This window comes from Streptomyces sp. NPDC060366 (assembly GCF_042725135.1).
Taxonomy (GTDB): domain Bacteria; phylum Actinomycetota; class Actinomycetes; order Streptomycetales; family Streptomycetaceae; genus Streptomyces.
The window spans coordinates 68,289-81,438 of record NZ_JBHXDC010000020.1; the positions used below are offsets into that span (position 1 = coordinate 68,289).

Genomic DNA, 13,150 nt, shown 5'->3' on the forward strand with positions numbered 1-13,150 from the left:
TCAGCGCAGCGTCTTCAGCATCTCCGCGGCGAACGGCGTGATCTCCCGCGTGCTCCCGCGCAGCGTCTTCCTCGGCCACTCGGGGTCGGCGATCAGGGCGCGGCCGACGGCGACCATGTCGAACTCGTCGCGCTCCATCCGGTCCAGCAGTTCATCGATGCCGGTGACCGCCGAGTCGTTCCCCCTGAAGGCGCCGGAGAACTCGCCGTCCAGGCCCACCGAACCGACCGTGACCGCCGGCCTTCCACTGATCTTCTTCACCCAGCCGGCGAGGTTCAGATCGGAGTCGTCGAACTCCGGCAGCCAGTAGCGGCGGGTGGAGGCGTGGAAGACGTCGACACCGGCCTCCGTCAACGGCGTCAGCAGGGCGTCCAGTTCGCCGGGCGTCCGCGCGAGCTTCGCGTCGTAGGTGTTCATCTTCCACTGGGACATACGGAAGAAGAGGGGGAAGGCGTCGGAGACGGCGGCGCGGCAGGCCGCCACGATCTCGGCCGCGAAACGGGTCCGCGAGACGATGTCGCCGCCGTAGGCGTCGGTACGGCGGTTGCTGCCGTCCCACAGGAACTGGTCGATCAAGTAACCGTGCGCACCGTGGAGTTCGACCCCGTCGAAGCCGATCCGTTCGGCGGCTGCCGCCGCGTCGGCGAACGCGCCGATGACATCGTCGAGGTCCTTCCGCGTCATGGCGCGCCCCTTGGGCTCACCCGCCAGGGACACACCCGACGGCCCCACCGGCTCCGCGTCCGTCACCGGCGGGGCACCCTCGGTACGGGTGACACCCACGTGCCACAGCTGCGGGATGATCGCGCCGCCGACCCGGTGCACGGAGTCCGCGACATCCGCCCACCCCGCGAGGGCGTCCTCCCCGTGGAACCGCGGCACCAGGTCGCTGGTGCCGGCCGAGTCGTGGTCGATGTAGGTGCCCTCGGTGATGATCAGCCCCACGCCGCCGACGGCGCGCCGTGTGTAGTAGTCCGCGACGTCACGGCCCGGGACACCGCCGGGGGAGAAGCTGCGGGTCATGGGCGCCATGGCGATCCGGTTGCGCGAGGTGAGTCCGCGGACCGCGAAGGGGCGCGCGAGGGTGTCCGCGTTACGGGGATTGGTCACGTCTGTCACTTCAGGTCCTGTTCATTGGCGTTCAGGTGCTTTCGGTACGGTCGGGTGTCCCTGGGGCGCCAACATGCGGAGGCTGCCTCGACATTCCGGTTCCGCCCGATGTGGTGAAGGTCTCCGGCGGAAGCGGCTCAGCCCGTCAGGCCGTAGAAGCGCATCGGTGAGTTCGGCCTGAAGCCGATACGCGGGTACACCGGCGCCCCGGCGGCCGTCGCGTGCAGGGTGGCGCGGCTCAGTCCGGTGGCCCGGCCGCCCTCGTGCAGCGCCTTGCGCGTGACCGCCTCGCCGTAGCCTCTGCGCTCCCACGCAGGGTCCGTCGCGACGAGTACGACGAAGAGGCGGCCTTCCGCTTCCACGCTCCCGGCGCATGTCACGGGAACGCCGTCCCGCATACCGAGGTAGGCGTACACGCGCTCCTTCCACAGCGCGGAGCCGAGCAGCCCGTCGCGGCCGTCTTCCAGGGGGAACCCGTAGGCGCGCGAGTTGAGGTCCGCGTAGGCGCGCAGATGCTCGTCGGTACGCACGCGCACGAACGTCAGGTCGGGGTGGGCCGGCTCGGGGAGGGGGAGCAGGTTCCCGGCCATGCCGACGCCGGGGAACGCGTACGCGAGGCCCACACGCCCGGCCGCAGCGGCGAGCCCCGCGAGTGCCTCCTCGCCGAGGAGGTCCTCGAAGATCCACAGAAAGCCGGGCCGCTCCTTGGCCCGCATGATCTCCGCCGCCTGCCCCAGCCGCTCCTCGACCACCTCGGCGTCCGCCCCGACATCGGTCAGCGCGACGCAGTTCCAGAACGGAAACCGGCAGTCGGCCCAGCGGACGGCGAGCCCCGGAAGGTCTCGCACATCGGCGTCGGGGTCCCGGTCGAGCGCCATGGCACGCCAGACGACGGCGAGCTGCTCCACCGATTCGATCGAGTCCACGAGATCCGCCACCGAAACCCCTCACATGGGCGAGTGCGCAAAAGAGCTGTCGCGGTGGTCAACGAGCCCCGCCGGGATCGGTGGTGCGCTCTGTCCCGGACCACGGGCGGGGGAGGTTCCGCGACGCCGACGAAGCGCCCGGCCCAGCGCGGCGGGCACGGGTCAGCACCTCGTCCGCCGCGTCGCCGGCGGTTCACCGAGTCCGCGCGGCCGGCGACGGGGTCCACTGCCCGGTGCCGCAGGCCGGCTCCATCACATCCCCGGTGACGGGGAGTTCACGTCCGGGCCGGCCCGGAGCCCGAGTACGCGCCCGGCTCACCGACTCGACCGCCACGGCCAGGGGCGGCGCCGGCCGGCCGGCGCGCTCCCCTCGGACGAGCGTGAAACCGTCGCCGGTACGGGTGATGTGGCCGCCTACGAAGTGCGCCGGGTGTTCACCGTGCCACCGTTGCGAGGACATCGTGACCCAGTCGCTGAATGACATCCGTGGCGAGCCGGTGCCGCACCAGCTTGCCGTCCCGGGTGGAGCGCACCAGGCCCGCGTCGCGCAGGGTCCGCAGGGCGCGGGAGACCTGTGGTTCGCTGGAGCCGAGCCGGGCGGCGAGCTCCGAGGTGGTGATGGGCTCGCCCAGCAGATGGCGGCACAGCTCCATCCGGGCGGGGGAGTTCAGCGCCATCAGCCGGTGCTGCAGATCCCGCAGGGTCAGCTGTCCGGCAGGGGCGGTGCCGTGCGCCGCGTACTGCACCACGACGCACGAAGGGTGCTCGTTCTTGACCGTCAGATGCGGCCACACCCGGGCGGACGGGACGAGGACGAGGGGGCGCGGGGCCACCTTGACCTCGTCGATCTGAAGCTTGTCCAGCCGTACCCGTTCCCCCGGCCCGACCCGGGCCGCCGTCGGCAGCAACTCGGTGAGAACCTCCGCCGGCGACCGGACCGCCAGCCGGCGACGTACCTCCCGCGCGTGCTCCTCCAGGGCCGGCCGCAGGGTGCGCCAGTCCTCGGCGAAGAACGCGGTGTCGGCGGCCCGCAACACCGCCAGCAGCCGGTCCCGCAGCTCCAGCGGCGCCGCCACCAGCTGCCGCGCCAGCTCACCGCGGGCGTAGGAGCGGCGCAGGCAGCGGCGGGCGTAGTCCTCCGCGGCGCCGGTGCCGGCGCGCAGATCGCGGGCCGACGGCACGGGCTGCCCGCTGGTGCCGAGGACTCCGGGCGCCACCAACTCCAGGAAGTCCTCGGCCGACAGCGCCGCGATCGCCGCCAGCTCCTCGTCCAGGCTCGGCGCGAACGCCACCGTACGGGGAAAGAACAGGCGGCAGCGGAAGCGGGCCCACAGCGGAGCGAACACGGACAACTCGTCGCGCAGCTCGGGCCCCGCCGCGGCGGCGCGTGCGGCCCACTCGGCCGCCTCCGGATGGTGCTCGGGTTCGGCGAGCACATGCAGGCTCGCCATGAGTTCCGACAGCGCGGAGGGCCCGGCCGCGAGGTCCGCGGGGCCGAGCCCTCCGAGGTCGAGGACGATGCTCACGCTGTCAGCGTACGGCGCAGGTCACCGGACGGGCGCGCCCGGACCGAGCGGAATACCCAGCAGGTACCAGGCGAAGAACAGCAGCACCCAGACCGCCAGCATGATCATGGCGAGGGGGAGGGTGAAGGAGACCAGCGTGCCGATGCCGGCCTTGCGGCGGAGGGTCTGCAGATATCCGACACAGAGCATGAACGAGGTGCTCATCGGGGTGATGGAGTTCGTACAGGAGTCGGCGATGCGGTAGAGGGCCATGGTGGTGGCCGGGTTCGTGCCGAGCAGCATCAGCATCGGCACCAGGGCCGGGGCGACCAGGGCCCACAGGGCGGAGCCGGAGGTGATGAGGAGGTTCATCAGCGCGACCGCGACGATCAGCAGGGAGAACAGCACCAGAGTGGGCGCGCCCAACTGCTTGAGGAAGTCGGCGCCTTCGACCGCCACGACCGTGGCTATGTTGGTCCACTTGAACAGGGCGAGGAACTGGGACACGGCGAAGAAGAGCACCAGCAGTGGCGCGATGGAGCGCACTCCCTCCGCCATGAATTCCGGTATCGCGTGGCTCCCGCTGATCCGCCCGGTGAGCCGCCCGTACACGGCGCCGATGAGCAGGAAGAAGACGGTGAGGAAGACGGCGATGGAGTCCATGAAGGTGGACTCCACGATCGCGCCCCCCTCGCCGCGCAGCGGTGACGAGGCGGGCACCATCGCGAGCACGATCAGCGCGGCGTAGCCGAGCACGGCCAGACCGGTCAGCTTCAGGGCACGCCGCTCGGTGGCGTCGTCGACCTCCGCGGAGACGACGCGCTGTGCCGCGGCTGCCTCCAGGTCCGCGTCGGGGGTCAGGTGGTGTTCGCGCTTGGCGAGGATCTTGTCCACGACCAGGGCGATGGTGCCGGCCAGCACGAACGCCGAGACGGTGGTGAAGTACATGTTGTCCGTCGCGCGGACCACCACGTCCTTGTCGACGAGCTGCGCGGCCTCGGTGGCCACGGAGGCGAACAGCGCGTCACCGGGGGCGATCAGCGGGTTGGCGTCGCCCGCCGCGTTGATGGAGACGAACGCGACGATCATGCCGAGCATGGGCGAGCGGCCCACGGCGCGGAAGGCCACCGCCCCGAGTGGGATGAGGACCACGTACGCTGAGTCGGACAGGAACTTGCCCAGCACACCGCCCAGGGCCACGCCCAGGACGACCGTGCGCGGGGACATGCCCGACAGCATGCGGCGCGCGAGTGCTTCGAAGAGGCCCGACCGCTCGGCGACCGCGACGCCGAGCATCACCATCAGCACGACTCCGAGCGGGCCGAAGGTGACGAAGGACTCCTCGGCGCCGTTGATCAGGTCCCGTACCGCGTCCGCCGACAGGGCGCTGCGGACGCCGACCAGATCACCCGAGGACGGCTCCTCCACCCGCACGCCGGAAGCGTTCAGTGCCCAGCTGACGCAGGCGACCACCCCGCACAGGATCCAGAAAAGCCAGAACGGATGCGGCAGCGCGTTGCCGGCGCGCTCGACCAGGTCGAGGAGCCGGGAGCCACGGCCCCCGTCGCCGGGCTCGGTGGCACGCACCTCCTGGGTGCGGCTGTCAGGTGTGCTCATGGCGGCCTCCTGAGGGAACGGTGAACGAGGGCATGGCGCGGCCGCGCCGCGAGCAGGGTGAAACGAGACCCGGAGCCAGGCACGGTCCGTCGCAGCGTCGCGAGGGTTCGTGGGGCGTTCCCGGGTTGCGCTGCACAGTAGGTCCCGTGTCCGGTCCCGTCACCGTCCGGCGGAACAGTTGACCTGATGACGTCAAGTGATCGCCATGATCTGGGCCACTGCCTAGCGTCACAGGCGTGACCTGCAACGACACCGCCCACACCGGCCGACCCGAACCGCTCCAGGGCGGCGCCCTGTGGCGCCGTACCCTGCGCGTCCCCATGCGCGACGGCATCCGTCTCGCCGCCGACCTGTACTCCGCCTCACCCGATCCGGAGGCAACCGCGCTCCCGGTGCTGATCGAGCGCACCCCGTACGGCCGCCGTGCGCAGCGGGGTTCGGACCAGGACCGCAGCGACGAGCCCGTCCCGCAGCCGGAGGACATCGCGCGGTACTTCACCGAGGCCCGGTACCACGTCGTACGGCAGGACTGCCGGGGGCGCGGCGACTCCGAGGGAACGTTCGTCAAGTACCTCGGCGAGGGCCCGGACGGGGCGGACACGATCGCCTGGCTCAGGAACCAGCCGTGGTGCGACGGCAGGGTCGTGATGACCGGAGTGTCCTACTCCGCCCACGTCCAGGCGGCCGCGGCCGCCGAGGGGGCGACCGGGCTCGCCGCCATGTTCCAGGACTCGGGCGGTTTCTCCTGCGCGTACGACGCGGGGATGCGGATGGGCGGCGCCTTCGAGCTGAAGCAGGTGACCTGGGCACTGCGGCAGGCGGCGATGAGCCCGGAGGCGGCGGCGGATCCGGTGCTGGCCGAGGAACTGCGGCGGGTGGACGTGCCGGGCTGGTTCGGCGCGATGCCGTGGCGACCGGGCCGCACACCGCTTCGGCACCTCTCGGCGTACGAGGACTTCCTGCTGGAGCAGTGGCGGCAGGACACCTTCGGGGAGTACTACCGCAACCCGGCGATCTACGGGCGAGGCTTCTACGAGCGTTTCCCGGACGCGCCGAGTCTGCACATGGGCAGTTGGTACGACCCCTACGTCCGCTCCACCATCGAGAACTTCACCGCCCTGCGGGAGCTGAAGTCGGCACCCTCCTACCTGGTGATGGGCCCGTGGACGCACGGCCACCGCTGCGAGACGTACGCCGGAGACGTGGACTTCGGTCCGCGGGCCACCCTGGACGGCAACCTCGCCCCGTCGTACCTGGAATTCCGCCGCCGCTGGTTCGACCGGGCGCTCGGCCGGGAAGGCGAGGATGATCCGGACGGCGGAGACCTCCCGGCCGTCCAGTACTTCCTGATGGGCGGCGGCGACGGCCGACGCGACGCCGCCCGGCGGATGCGGCACGGTGGCGCATGGCGCACCGACACCCGGTGGCCGCCGGCGTCGACGGCCCCCGTCGCCCTGTACCTCACGACCGACGGCACTCTCACCCTCGCCCCGCCGACCGCGGCCGCCGCGTCGGTGACCTACGACTTCGACCCACGCCGCCCGGTCCCCACGATGGGAGGCCAGGTCACCTCGGGCGAGCCGGTGATGACGGGCGGGGCCTACGACCAGAACGCCCCCGATGCCCGGGTGTACGGGGCACCTGAGCCGTACCTGCCGCTGGACTCACGCCCGGACGTGATCAGTCTGACCACACCGCCACTTCGGCGGGACGTGGTCCTGGCCGGCCCGGTGTCGGCACTGCTCCACATCTCCACCACGGCCCCGGACACCGACTTCACCATCAAGCTGATCGACGTCCATCCGCCCAACGCCGACTATCCGCACGGCTTCGCGATGAACCTCACCGACGGCATCTTCCGCTGCCGCTTCCACCGCTCCTACGAGAAGCCGGAGTCGCTCACGCCGGGCGAGGTGTACGAGATCGAGGTCACGGCCCCCGACACGGCCAACCGCTTCGCCGCCGGCCACCGCATCCGCCTCGACATCTCCTCCAGCAACTTCCCCCGCTTCGACGTCAACACCAACACCGCCGCCCCGGAGGCATCCGCCCGCCGCACCGCCATATCGGCGAACACCGTGCACATGGATACCGAGCACCCGTCCCACCTGCGCGTATGGCTGGAGGGAGGAGCGGACGCGGTCGAGTGACGCCCGGTCAGGCCGTGGACGTGAGCGGTGGCGAGGAGGGCCGGGTGCCGCCAGCCGTGCTCACGGCCACACCAAGCAGTACGGCTGGTGTCCCGCCTCGTGGAGGCGGTGGCTGAAGTCCTGCCATTCGTGGAGGAGTTGGTAGACGTTGAACGCGTCCCGCGGGCCGCCGCGGTCCGGGACCGTCGACCAGATGAAGGCCGCCGCTCCCACCGATTCCTCGCCGATGCCGCGCAGCGGGTCCACCACCGTCATCGGGAGTTTGACCACCGCGTAGTCCGGGTGCAGCACGACCAGTTCGAGGGGCGGGACCTTGTTCAGGGGCATGCCCTGGATTCCCGTGAGGACCATCGCGGCTATCGTCTCGGGCTTGATCTTGGTGAACATCCCGCCCATGCCGAGTTCGTCGCCGCCCAGTTCCTCCGGGCGCATCGAAATGGGGACGCGGGCCGCCGTCGCGCCGTCCGGGGCGCCGAAGTATTTGTACGTCACCCCCACCCGGCCGCTCCCGCCTCCCTGAGGCCGGTTCCCGCTTCCGCCGACAGGAGGCTGCGCGCGGGCCTCTCGCTCGCGGCGCCGGTGTTTTCCCCGTCGGGCAGGGTCGGGCCCGAGGTCATCGGTACCCTCGCCCAGTCCGCCACCGCGATGCATATCTCCACCCGACCACTCGCAGCCCCGGCCGCGCAACCCGATCATCGTGACAGTGACCTCCCCCACGGACGCCCGGTGAAACACCTGTCCGCAGATACTTCGAAGGCTCTGACACCATGGATTGCGTGAGCTTCCCCTATGACGCCCCAGTTTCGCAGACGTGGGGGCCCTGACGCTCTTGTGTAATACGAGGAGATCGCGCGACCCGCTCATCGGTGGCCGAGATCCTCCGTCCCGGCCACCCGACCCCGAATCGCAGATCAGGACCAAAGTGTCGTATTCATACGAAGCCCCCGTTTCGCAGGCGCTTTTCGACCGTGCGTCGATCGTGACGCCCGGCGGAGTGAACTCTCCCGTCCGTGCCTTCCGCGCCGTGGGCGGTACGCCCCGGTTCATGGTGTCCGGTGACGGTCCGTACCTCACCGACGCCGACGGGCGCGACTATGTCGACCTCGTGTGCTCCTGGGGGCCGATGATCCTCGGGCACTCGCGGCCCGAGGTCATCGAGGCCGTACAGGCCGCCGTCGCCCGGGGCACGTCCTTCGGTACGCCCGGTGAGGGCGAGGTCGCGCTGGCCGAGGAGATCGTCGCCCGGGTCGCGCCCGTCGAGCAGGTCCGGCTCGTGTCCTCCGGCACCGAGGCCACCATGTCCGCGATCCGGCTCGCCCGCGGGTTCACCGGACGCGCGAAGATCGTGAAGTTCGCGGGTTGTTACCACGGACACGTGGACGCGCTGCTCGCCGCCGCCGGCTCCGGCGTCGCGACGTTCGGGCTGCCCGACACGCCCGGGGTGACCGGCGCGCAGGCCGGGGACACCGTCGTACTGCCGTACAACGATCTGGACGCCGTACGGGCGGCCTTCGCCGCGCACCCCGGTGAGATCGCGTGCGTGATCACCGAGGCGTCGCCCGGGAACATGGGCGTCGTGCCGCCGCGTGAGGGGTTCAACGCCGGGCTCAAGGAGCTGTGCGCCGCCAACGGCGCGCTGTACATCTCCGACGAGGTGATGACCGGCTTCCGTACGTCGAAGGCCGGCTGGTACGGCATCGACGGCGTCGCGCCCGACCTGATGACCTTCGGCAAGGTCATGGGCGGCGGATTCCCCGCGGCGGCCTTCGGCGGTCGCGCCGACGTCATGGCGTACCTCGCGCCCGCCGGCCCCGTCTACCAGGCGGGCACCCTCTCCGGAAATCCCGTCGCCACCGCCGCCGGGCTCGCGCAGCTGCGGCTGCTCGACGACGCGGCGTACGCGAAGGTCGACGCCGTGTCGGCGGAGATCCGCGGGCTGGTCACCGACGCCCTCGGTAAGGAGGGCGTCGCGCACCGGGTGCAGACGGCGGGCAACATGTTCTCCGTCTTCTTCACCGCCGACGAGGTACGGGACTACGAGGACGCCAAGCGCCAGGAAGCCTTCCGCTTCACCGGCTTCTTCCACTCGATGCTCGCCGACGGTGTGTATCTGCCGCCGTCCGCCTTCGAGTCCTGGTTCGTCTCCACCGCCCACGACGACCGCGCGGTCGAGCGCGTCGCCGCCGCCCTGCCGGCCGCCGCCCGCGCGGCGGCGGAAGCGACCGAGACCGGAGTGGACGCATGAGCGCCGAGACCACCACCGTCCACGTCGTACGGCACGGGGAGGTGCACAACCCCGACGGGGTCCTCTACGGGCGCCGCGACGGCTACCACCTCTCCGAGCTGGGCCGGCGGATGGCCGACCGCGTCGCCGAGCACCTCGCGAGCCGCGACATCACCTATGTCGTCGCCTCCCCGCTGGAGCGCGCGCAGGAGACCGCGACGCCCGTGGCCAAGTCCCACGGGCTGACCCTGCACACCGACGACCGCCTCATCGAGGCCGCTAACGTCTTCGAGGGCAAGACCTTCGGGGTCGGCGACGGCGCCCTGCGCAGCCCCGCCAACTGGCGCTACCTCACCAACCCGTTCAAGCCCTCCTGGGGCGAGTCGTACGTCGACCAGGTCGCCCGCATGAAGGCCGCCCTGGCCGACGCGCGCGACGCCGCCCGCGGGCACGAGGCCGTGTGCGTCAGCCACCAGCTGCCGATCTGGATCGTGCGCAGCCATTTCGAGCGCCGCAGGCTGTGGCACGACCCGCGCCGCAGACAGTGCACACTCGCGTCACTGACGACCTTCACCTACGAGGGGGAGAAGCTGATCTCCGTCGCCTATACCGAGCCGGCGCGCGATCTCGTACCCGCGCATCTGCTCGCCGGAGCCAAACCGGTAAAGGGCGCGTCAAAAGCCTTCGGAGCGTAGTCGGCCAATCGCCCACGGTTCGGCGGGAAATGTCACATCCGGCGTTACAAGTGCGCCGCTTCGTCAATTCCTGGAACCTGTGAGTTCCCTGTGCCATCTAACGTGTTGTCGTTCGCATGACCGGCGGACGTGACAGATACGAGCGCGGATGGGGACGATATGCGCGAGATGAGCCGAAGGAGCCTGCTCGGAGCCGGAATTGGGGCGGCGGCCGCAATCGGAATCGCGGGCTGCGGTACCGACTCGGGCACACCCGGCAATGCCGGTAAGGACAGCGGCGTCGGGGGCGAGGGCAAACCGAGCGCCGGGCCCAGCGAGAAGAACGTCCGGCCGATCGGTGACGGTTCGACCGCCGACACCGGGAAGCAGCCGCACCAGCCACCCCGGCCCGTACCGCTGGAGCCCGGTGAGACTCCGCCGCAGTTCGTGATTTTCTCCTGGGACGGCGCGGGCGAGGTCGGCAACGGGCTCTTCCCCCGCTTCCTCGACCTCGCCAAGGACCACGGCGCGGCGATGACGTTCTTCCTCTCCGGCATCTACGTGCTGCCGGAGTCGAAGAAGACGCTCTACCGCCCGCCGGGCAACGCCGTCGGCGCCTCCGACATCGGCTATCTCACCGACGCGCACATCAAGGACACGCTGAAGTACATACGCCGGGCGTGGCTCGAAGGGCACGAGATAGGCACGCACTTCAACGGGCACTTCTGCGCCGGCTCCGGCTCGGTCGGCAACTGGTCACCGAAGCAGTGGCGCGACGAGATCGACCAGGCCGTGGGATTCGTCACCGAGTGGAAGACGAACAGCGGCTGGAAGGACCTCGACCCGCTGCCGTTCGACTACCGCAAGGAGCTGGTCGGCGGCCGTACGCCGTGCCTGCTCGGCCAGGACAACCTCCTGCCCGTCGCGAGCAAGATGGGCTGGCGCTACGACGCCAGCTCGCCCGGCGGCCGGCAGATGTGGCCGGGCAAGCGGCAGGACATATGGGATCTGCCGTTGCAGGCCGTCCCGTTCCCCGGGCATTCCTTCGAGGTGCTGTCGATGGACTACAACATGCTCGCCAATCAGTCGAAGAATTCGACGCAGGGTGTGCCCGCGAATTATCCGGGCTGGCGCAAGCAGGCCACCGAGGCGTATCTCTCCGGATTCCGGCGCGCGTACGAGTCGAATCGCGCCCCCTTCTTCATAGGGAATCACTTCGAGGAGTGGAACGGCGGCATATATATGGATGCGGTCGAAGAAGCGATCAAGGGGATGGCGGACAAGAAGGACGTACGGCTCGTCTCCTTCCGGCAGTTCACGGACTGGCTCGATGTCCAGGACCCGGCGGTGCTCGACAAACTCCGTACGCTGGAGGTCGGTCAGGCTCCGGCCGGCGGATGGAACACCTTCTTCAAGGCCGCGTAGGCCTCGTAACGTCCGTGGCGGCGGCCCCGACCGGGCCGCTGACAGGGCGTTCCCCAGGAGCGAGGGGGGCGAAGAAGATCCCCGAATGGCCCATGCGAAACTTTTCACATGAACTTTGGCCTCGGACAGGATTTGGCCCTCCCAAGCCGCTCGAACCGACGCCCACGCGCTGCCGTCACGGCCGCCGTGGCCGCGTCGGTGGCCATGCTCACGCTCGCGGCGTGCTCCGGGGGTGCCACCTCCGGCGGCGGCGGTGACACCAACTTCGTCACGAACACCGGCGGGGTGCAGACCGTCGCCAAGGGCGAGCGCAAGGCGGTCAACAAGATCGCCGGCGAGACGCTCGAAGGCGAGCGGCTCGACGTCGCCGATCTCAAGGGCAAGATCGTCGTGCTGAACGTCTGGGGCTCGTGGTGCGCGCCGTGCCGCGCCGAGGCGTCGCACCTCGTGAAGGTCGCCAACGACACCGAGGCGCAGGGCGTCGCCTTCGTCGGGATAAACACCCGCGACACCAACAAGGGCCCGGCCATCGCCTTCGAGGAGAACTACGAGGTCACGTACCCGAGTCTCTACGACCCGGCCGGCAAGCTGCTCGTCAACGGCTTCCCCAAGGGCAGCCTCAACCCGCAGGCCATCCCCTCCACGATCGTGCTGGACCGGGACGGGAAGATCGCGGCCCGCGCCCTGACCGCGCTCGACGACAAGAAGCTGCGCGAGATGATCGACCCGCTGATCGCGGAGAAGTGATCCCGTGGAGGTTCTCGCCGCGGTTCCCGGCATGAATGAGACGGTCTACAGCGGGGCGCTGCTGCTCGCGCTGCCGCTCGCGCTGCTGGGCGGTCTGGTCTCGTTCTTCTCGCCGTGCGTGCTGCCGCTCGTACCGGGCTATCTCAGTTACGTCACCGGCATCAGCGGCACCGATCTGGGCGAGGCGCGGCGCGGGCGGATGGTCGCCGGCGCGGTGCTGTTCATCATCGGTTTCACCGCGGTCTTCGTGTCCGGCGGTGCGCTCTTCGGCTACTTCGGCAACACCCTCCAGGACCACCGGGCGATCATCTCCCGGGTACTCGGTGTGCTGATGATCGCGATGGGCGTGTTCTTCATGGGGCTGCTGCCCTGGCTCACGCAGCGCGAATTCCGCATCCACAAGCGGCCGGTGTCGGGTCTGGCCGGCGCTCCGCTGCTGGGCGCGCTGTTCGGGGTCGGCTGGACGCCGTGCATCGGACCGACGCTCACGTCCGTGAACCTGCTGGCGCTCGACCAGGCGAGCGCGGGGCGAGGCGCCATACTGACCGTCGCGTACTGCGTCGGGCTCGGAGTCCCGTTCGTCCTCGCTGCGGTGGCGTTCCGCAAGGCGCTGGGGCTGTTCGGCTGGGTCAAGCGCCACTACGTCTGGGTGATGCGCATCGGCGGCGTGATGATGATCGCGACCGGGCTGCTGCTGGTGACCGGCGTGTGGGACAGCATCATGCAGGACATGCAGACGTGGACCAACGGCTTCACGGTGGGGATCTAGTTC

Annotated in this window: 11 protein-coding genes; 6 read left to right on the top strand and 5 right to left on the bottom strand. The window is 70.2% G+C overall.

The genetic code is table 11. From position 1 onward, the window contains the following. The 4 genes from ACFWHU_RS32775 to ACFWHU_RS32790 all read right to left on the bottom strand — a co-directional run bounded on the left by ACFWHU_RS32775 (position 1) and on the right by ACFWHU_RS32790 (position 5,158). Complete coding sequence (locus ACFWHU_RS32775; RefSeq protein WP_387229405.1) at positions 1–1,110, bottom strand: NADH:flavin oxidoreductase; 1,110 nt, start codon at positions 1,108–1,110, stop codon at positions 1–3. Positions 1,111–1,247: 137 nt separating this feature from the next. Further along, positions 1,248–2,048 carry a GNAT family N-acetyltransferase gene (locus ACFWHU_RS32780; protein WP_387229408.1) on the bottom strand — a complete coding sequence of 267 codons (801 nt, stop codon included), beginning with the start codon at positions 2,046–2,048 and terminating at the stop codon, positions 1,248–1,250. A 422-nt stretch (positions 2,049–2,470) separates the two neighbouring features. Beyond that, the gene (locus tag ACFWHU_RS32785; RefSeq protein WP_387229409.1) at positions 2,471–3,562 is read right to left on the bottom strand and encodes a DUF5937 family protein; all 1,092 of its coding nucleotides are present in this window, start codon (positions 3,560–3,562) and stop codon (positions 2,471–2,473) included. A 21-nt stretch (positions 3,563–3,583) separates the two neighbouring features. Continuing rightward, entirely contained in the window at positions 3,584–5,158 is a 1,575-nt protein-coding gene (locus ACFWHU_RS32790) for an AbgT family transporter (protein WP_387229412.1), read from the bottom strand. Positions 5,159–5,394: 236 nt separating this feature from the next. Between ACFWHU_RS32790 and ACFWHU_RS32795 the strand changes: the two genes are divergently transcribed. After that, positions 5,395–7,308 (top strand): CocE/NonD family hydrolase, encoded by a 1,914-nt coding sequence (locus ACFWHU_RS32795; protein WP_387229415.1) that lies wholly within the window; start codon positions 5,395–5,397, stop codon positions 7,306–7,308. A gap of 60 nt (positions 7,309–7,368) precedes the next feature. Here ACFWHU_RS32795 and ACFWHU_RS32800 read toward each other — a convergent pair whose 3' ends face one another. Next, entirely contained in the window at positions 7,369–7,959 is a 591-nt protein-coding gene (locus ACFWHU_RS32800) for a hypothetical protein (RefSeq protein ID WP_387229417.1), read from the bottom strand. Positions 7,960–8,230: 271 nt separating this feature from the next. On the opposite strand from ACFWHU_RS32800, the gene hemL reads away from it, so the two are divergent. The 5 genes from hemL to ACFWHU_RS32825 all read left to right on the top strand — a co-directional run bounded on the left by hemL (position 8,231) and on the right by ACFWHU_RS32825 (position 13,147). Then, a complete protein-coding gene (gene hemL / locus ACFWHU_RS32805) occupies positions 8,231–9,553 on the top strand; it encodes a glutamate-1-semialdehyde 2,1-aminomutase (RefSeq protein ID WP_385801245.1) in 1,323 nt (440 codons plus the stop codon). Continuing rightward, positions 9,550–10,227 (top strand): histidine phosphatase family protein, encoded by a 678-nt coding sequence (locus ACFWHU_RS32810; protein ID WP_387229421.1) that lies wholly within the window; start codon positions 9,550–9,552, stop codon positions 10,225–10,227. The genes hemL and ACFWHU_RS32810 overlap by 4 nt, the downstream gene beginning before the upstream one ends. A gap of 159 nt (positions 10,228–10,386) precedes the next feature. Beyond that, positions 10,387–11,631 carry a hypothetical protein gene (locus ACFWHU_RS32815; RefSeq protein WP_387229424.1) on the top strand — a complete coding sequence of 415 codons (1,245 nt, stop codon included), beginning with the start codon at positions 10,387–10,389 and terminating at the stop codon, positions 11,629–11,631. A gap of 108 nt (positions 11,632–11,739) precedes the next feature. Then, positions 11,740–12,378, top strand: a complete 639-nt coding sequence (locus tag ACFWHU_RS32820; RefSeq protein ID WP_385801237.1) for a TlpA family protein disulfide reductase — start codon at positions 11,740–11,742, stop codon at positions 12,376–12,378. A 31-nt stretch (positions 12,379–12,409) separates the two neighbouring features. Next, on the top strand, positions 12,410–13,147 hold the full coding sequence (locus tag ACFWHU_RS32825; protein WP_385801234.1) for a cytochrome c biogenesis CcdA family protein: 738 nt from the start codon (positions 12,410–12,412) through the stop codon (positions 13,145–13,147). The last annotated feature ends 3 nt before the right edge of the window (positions 13,148–13,150 follow it).

Bases quoted from the DNA above. Each gene is read 5' to 3' on its own strand.
- ACFWHU_RS32790 (WP_387229412.1), bottom strand. From the start codon at position 5,158: ATGAGCACACCTGACAGCCGCACCCAGGAGGTGCGTGCCACCGAGCCC.
- ACFWHU_RS32800 (WP_387229417.1), bottom strand. From the start codon at position 7,959: ATGCATCGCGGTGGCGGACTGGGCGAGGGTACCGATGACCTCGGGCCC.
- ACFWHU_RS32810 (WP_387229421.1), top strand. From the start codon at position 9,550: ATGAGCGCCGAGACCACCACCGTCCACGTCGTACGGCACGGGGAGGTG.
- ACFWHU_RS32815 (WP_387229424.1), top strand. From the start codon at position 10,387: ATGCGCGAGATGAGCCGAAGGAGCCTGCTCGGAGCCGGAATTGGGGCG.
- ACFWHU_RS32820 (WP_385801237.1), top strand. From the start codon at position 11,740: ATGAACTTTGGCCTCGGACAGGATTTGGCCCTCCCAAGCCGCTCGAAC.
- ACFWHU_RS32825 (WP_385801234.1), top strand. From the start codon at position 12,410: ATGAATGAGACGGTCTACAGCGGGGCGCTGCTGCTCGCGCTGCCGCTC.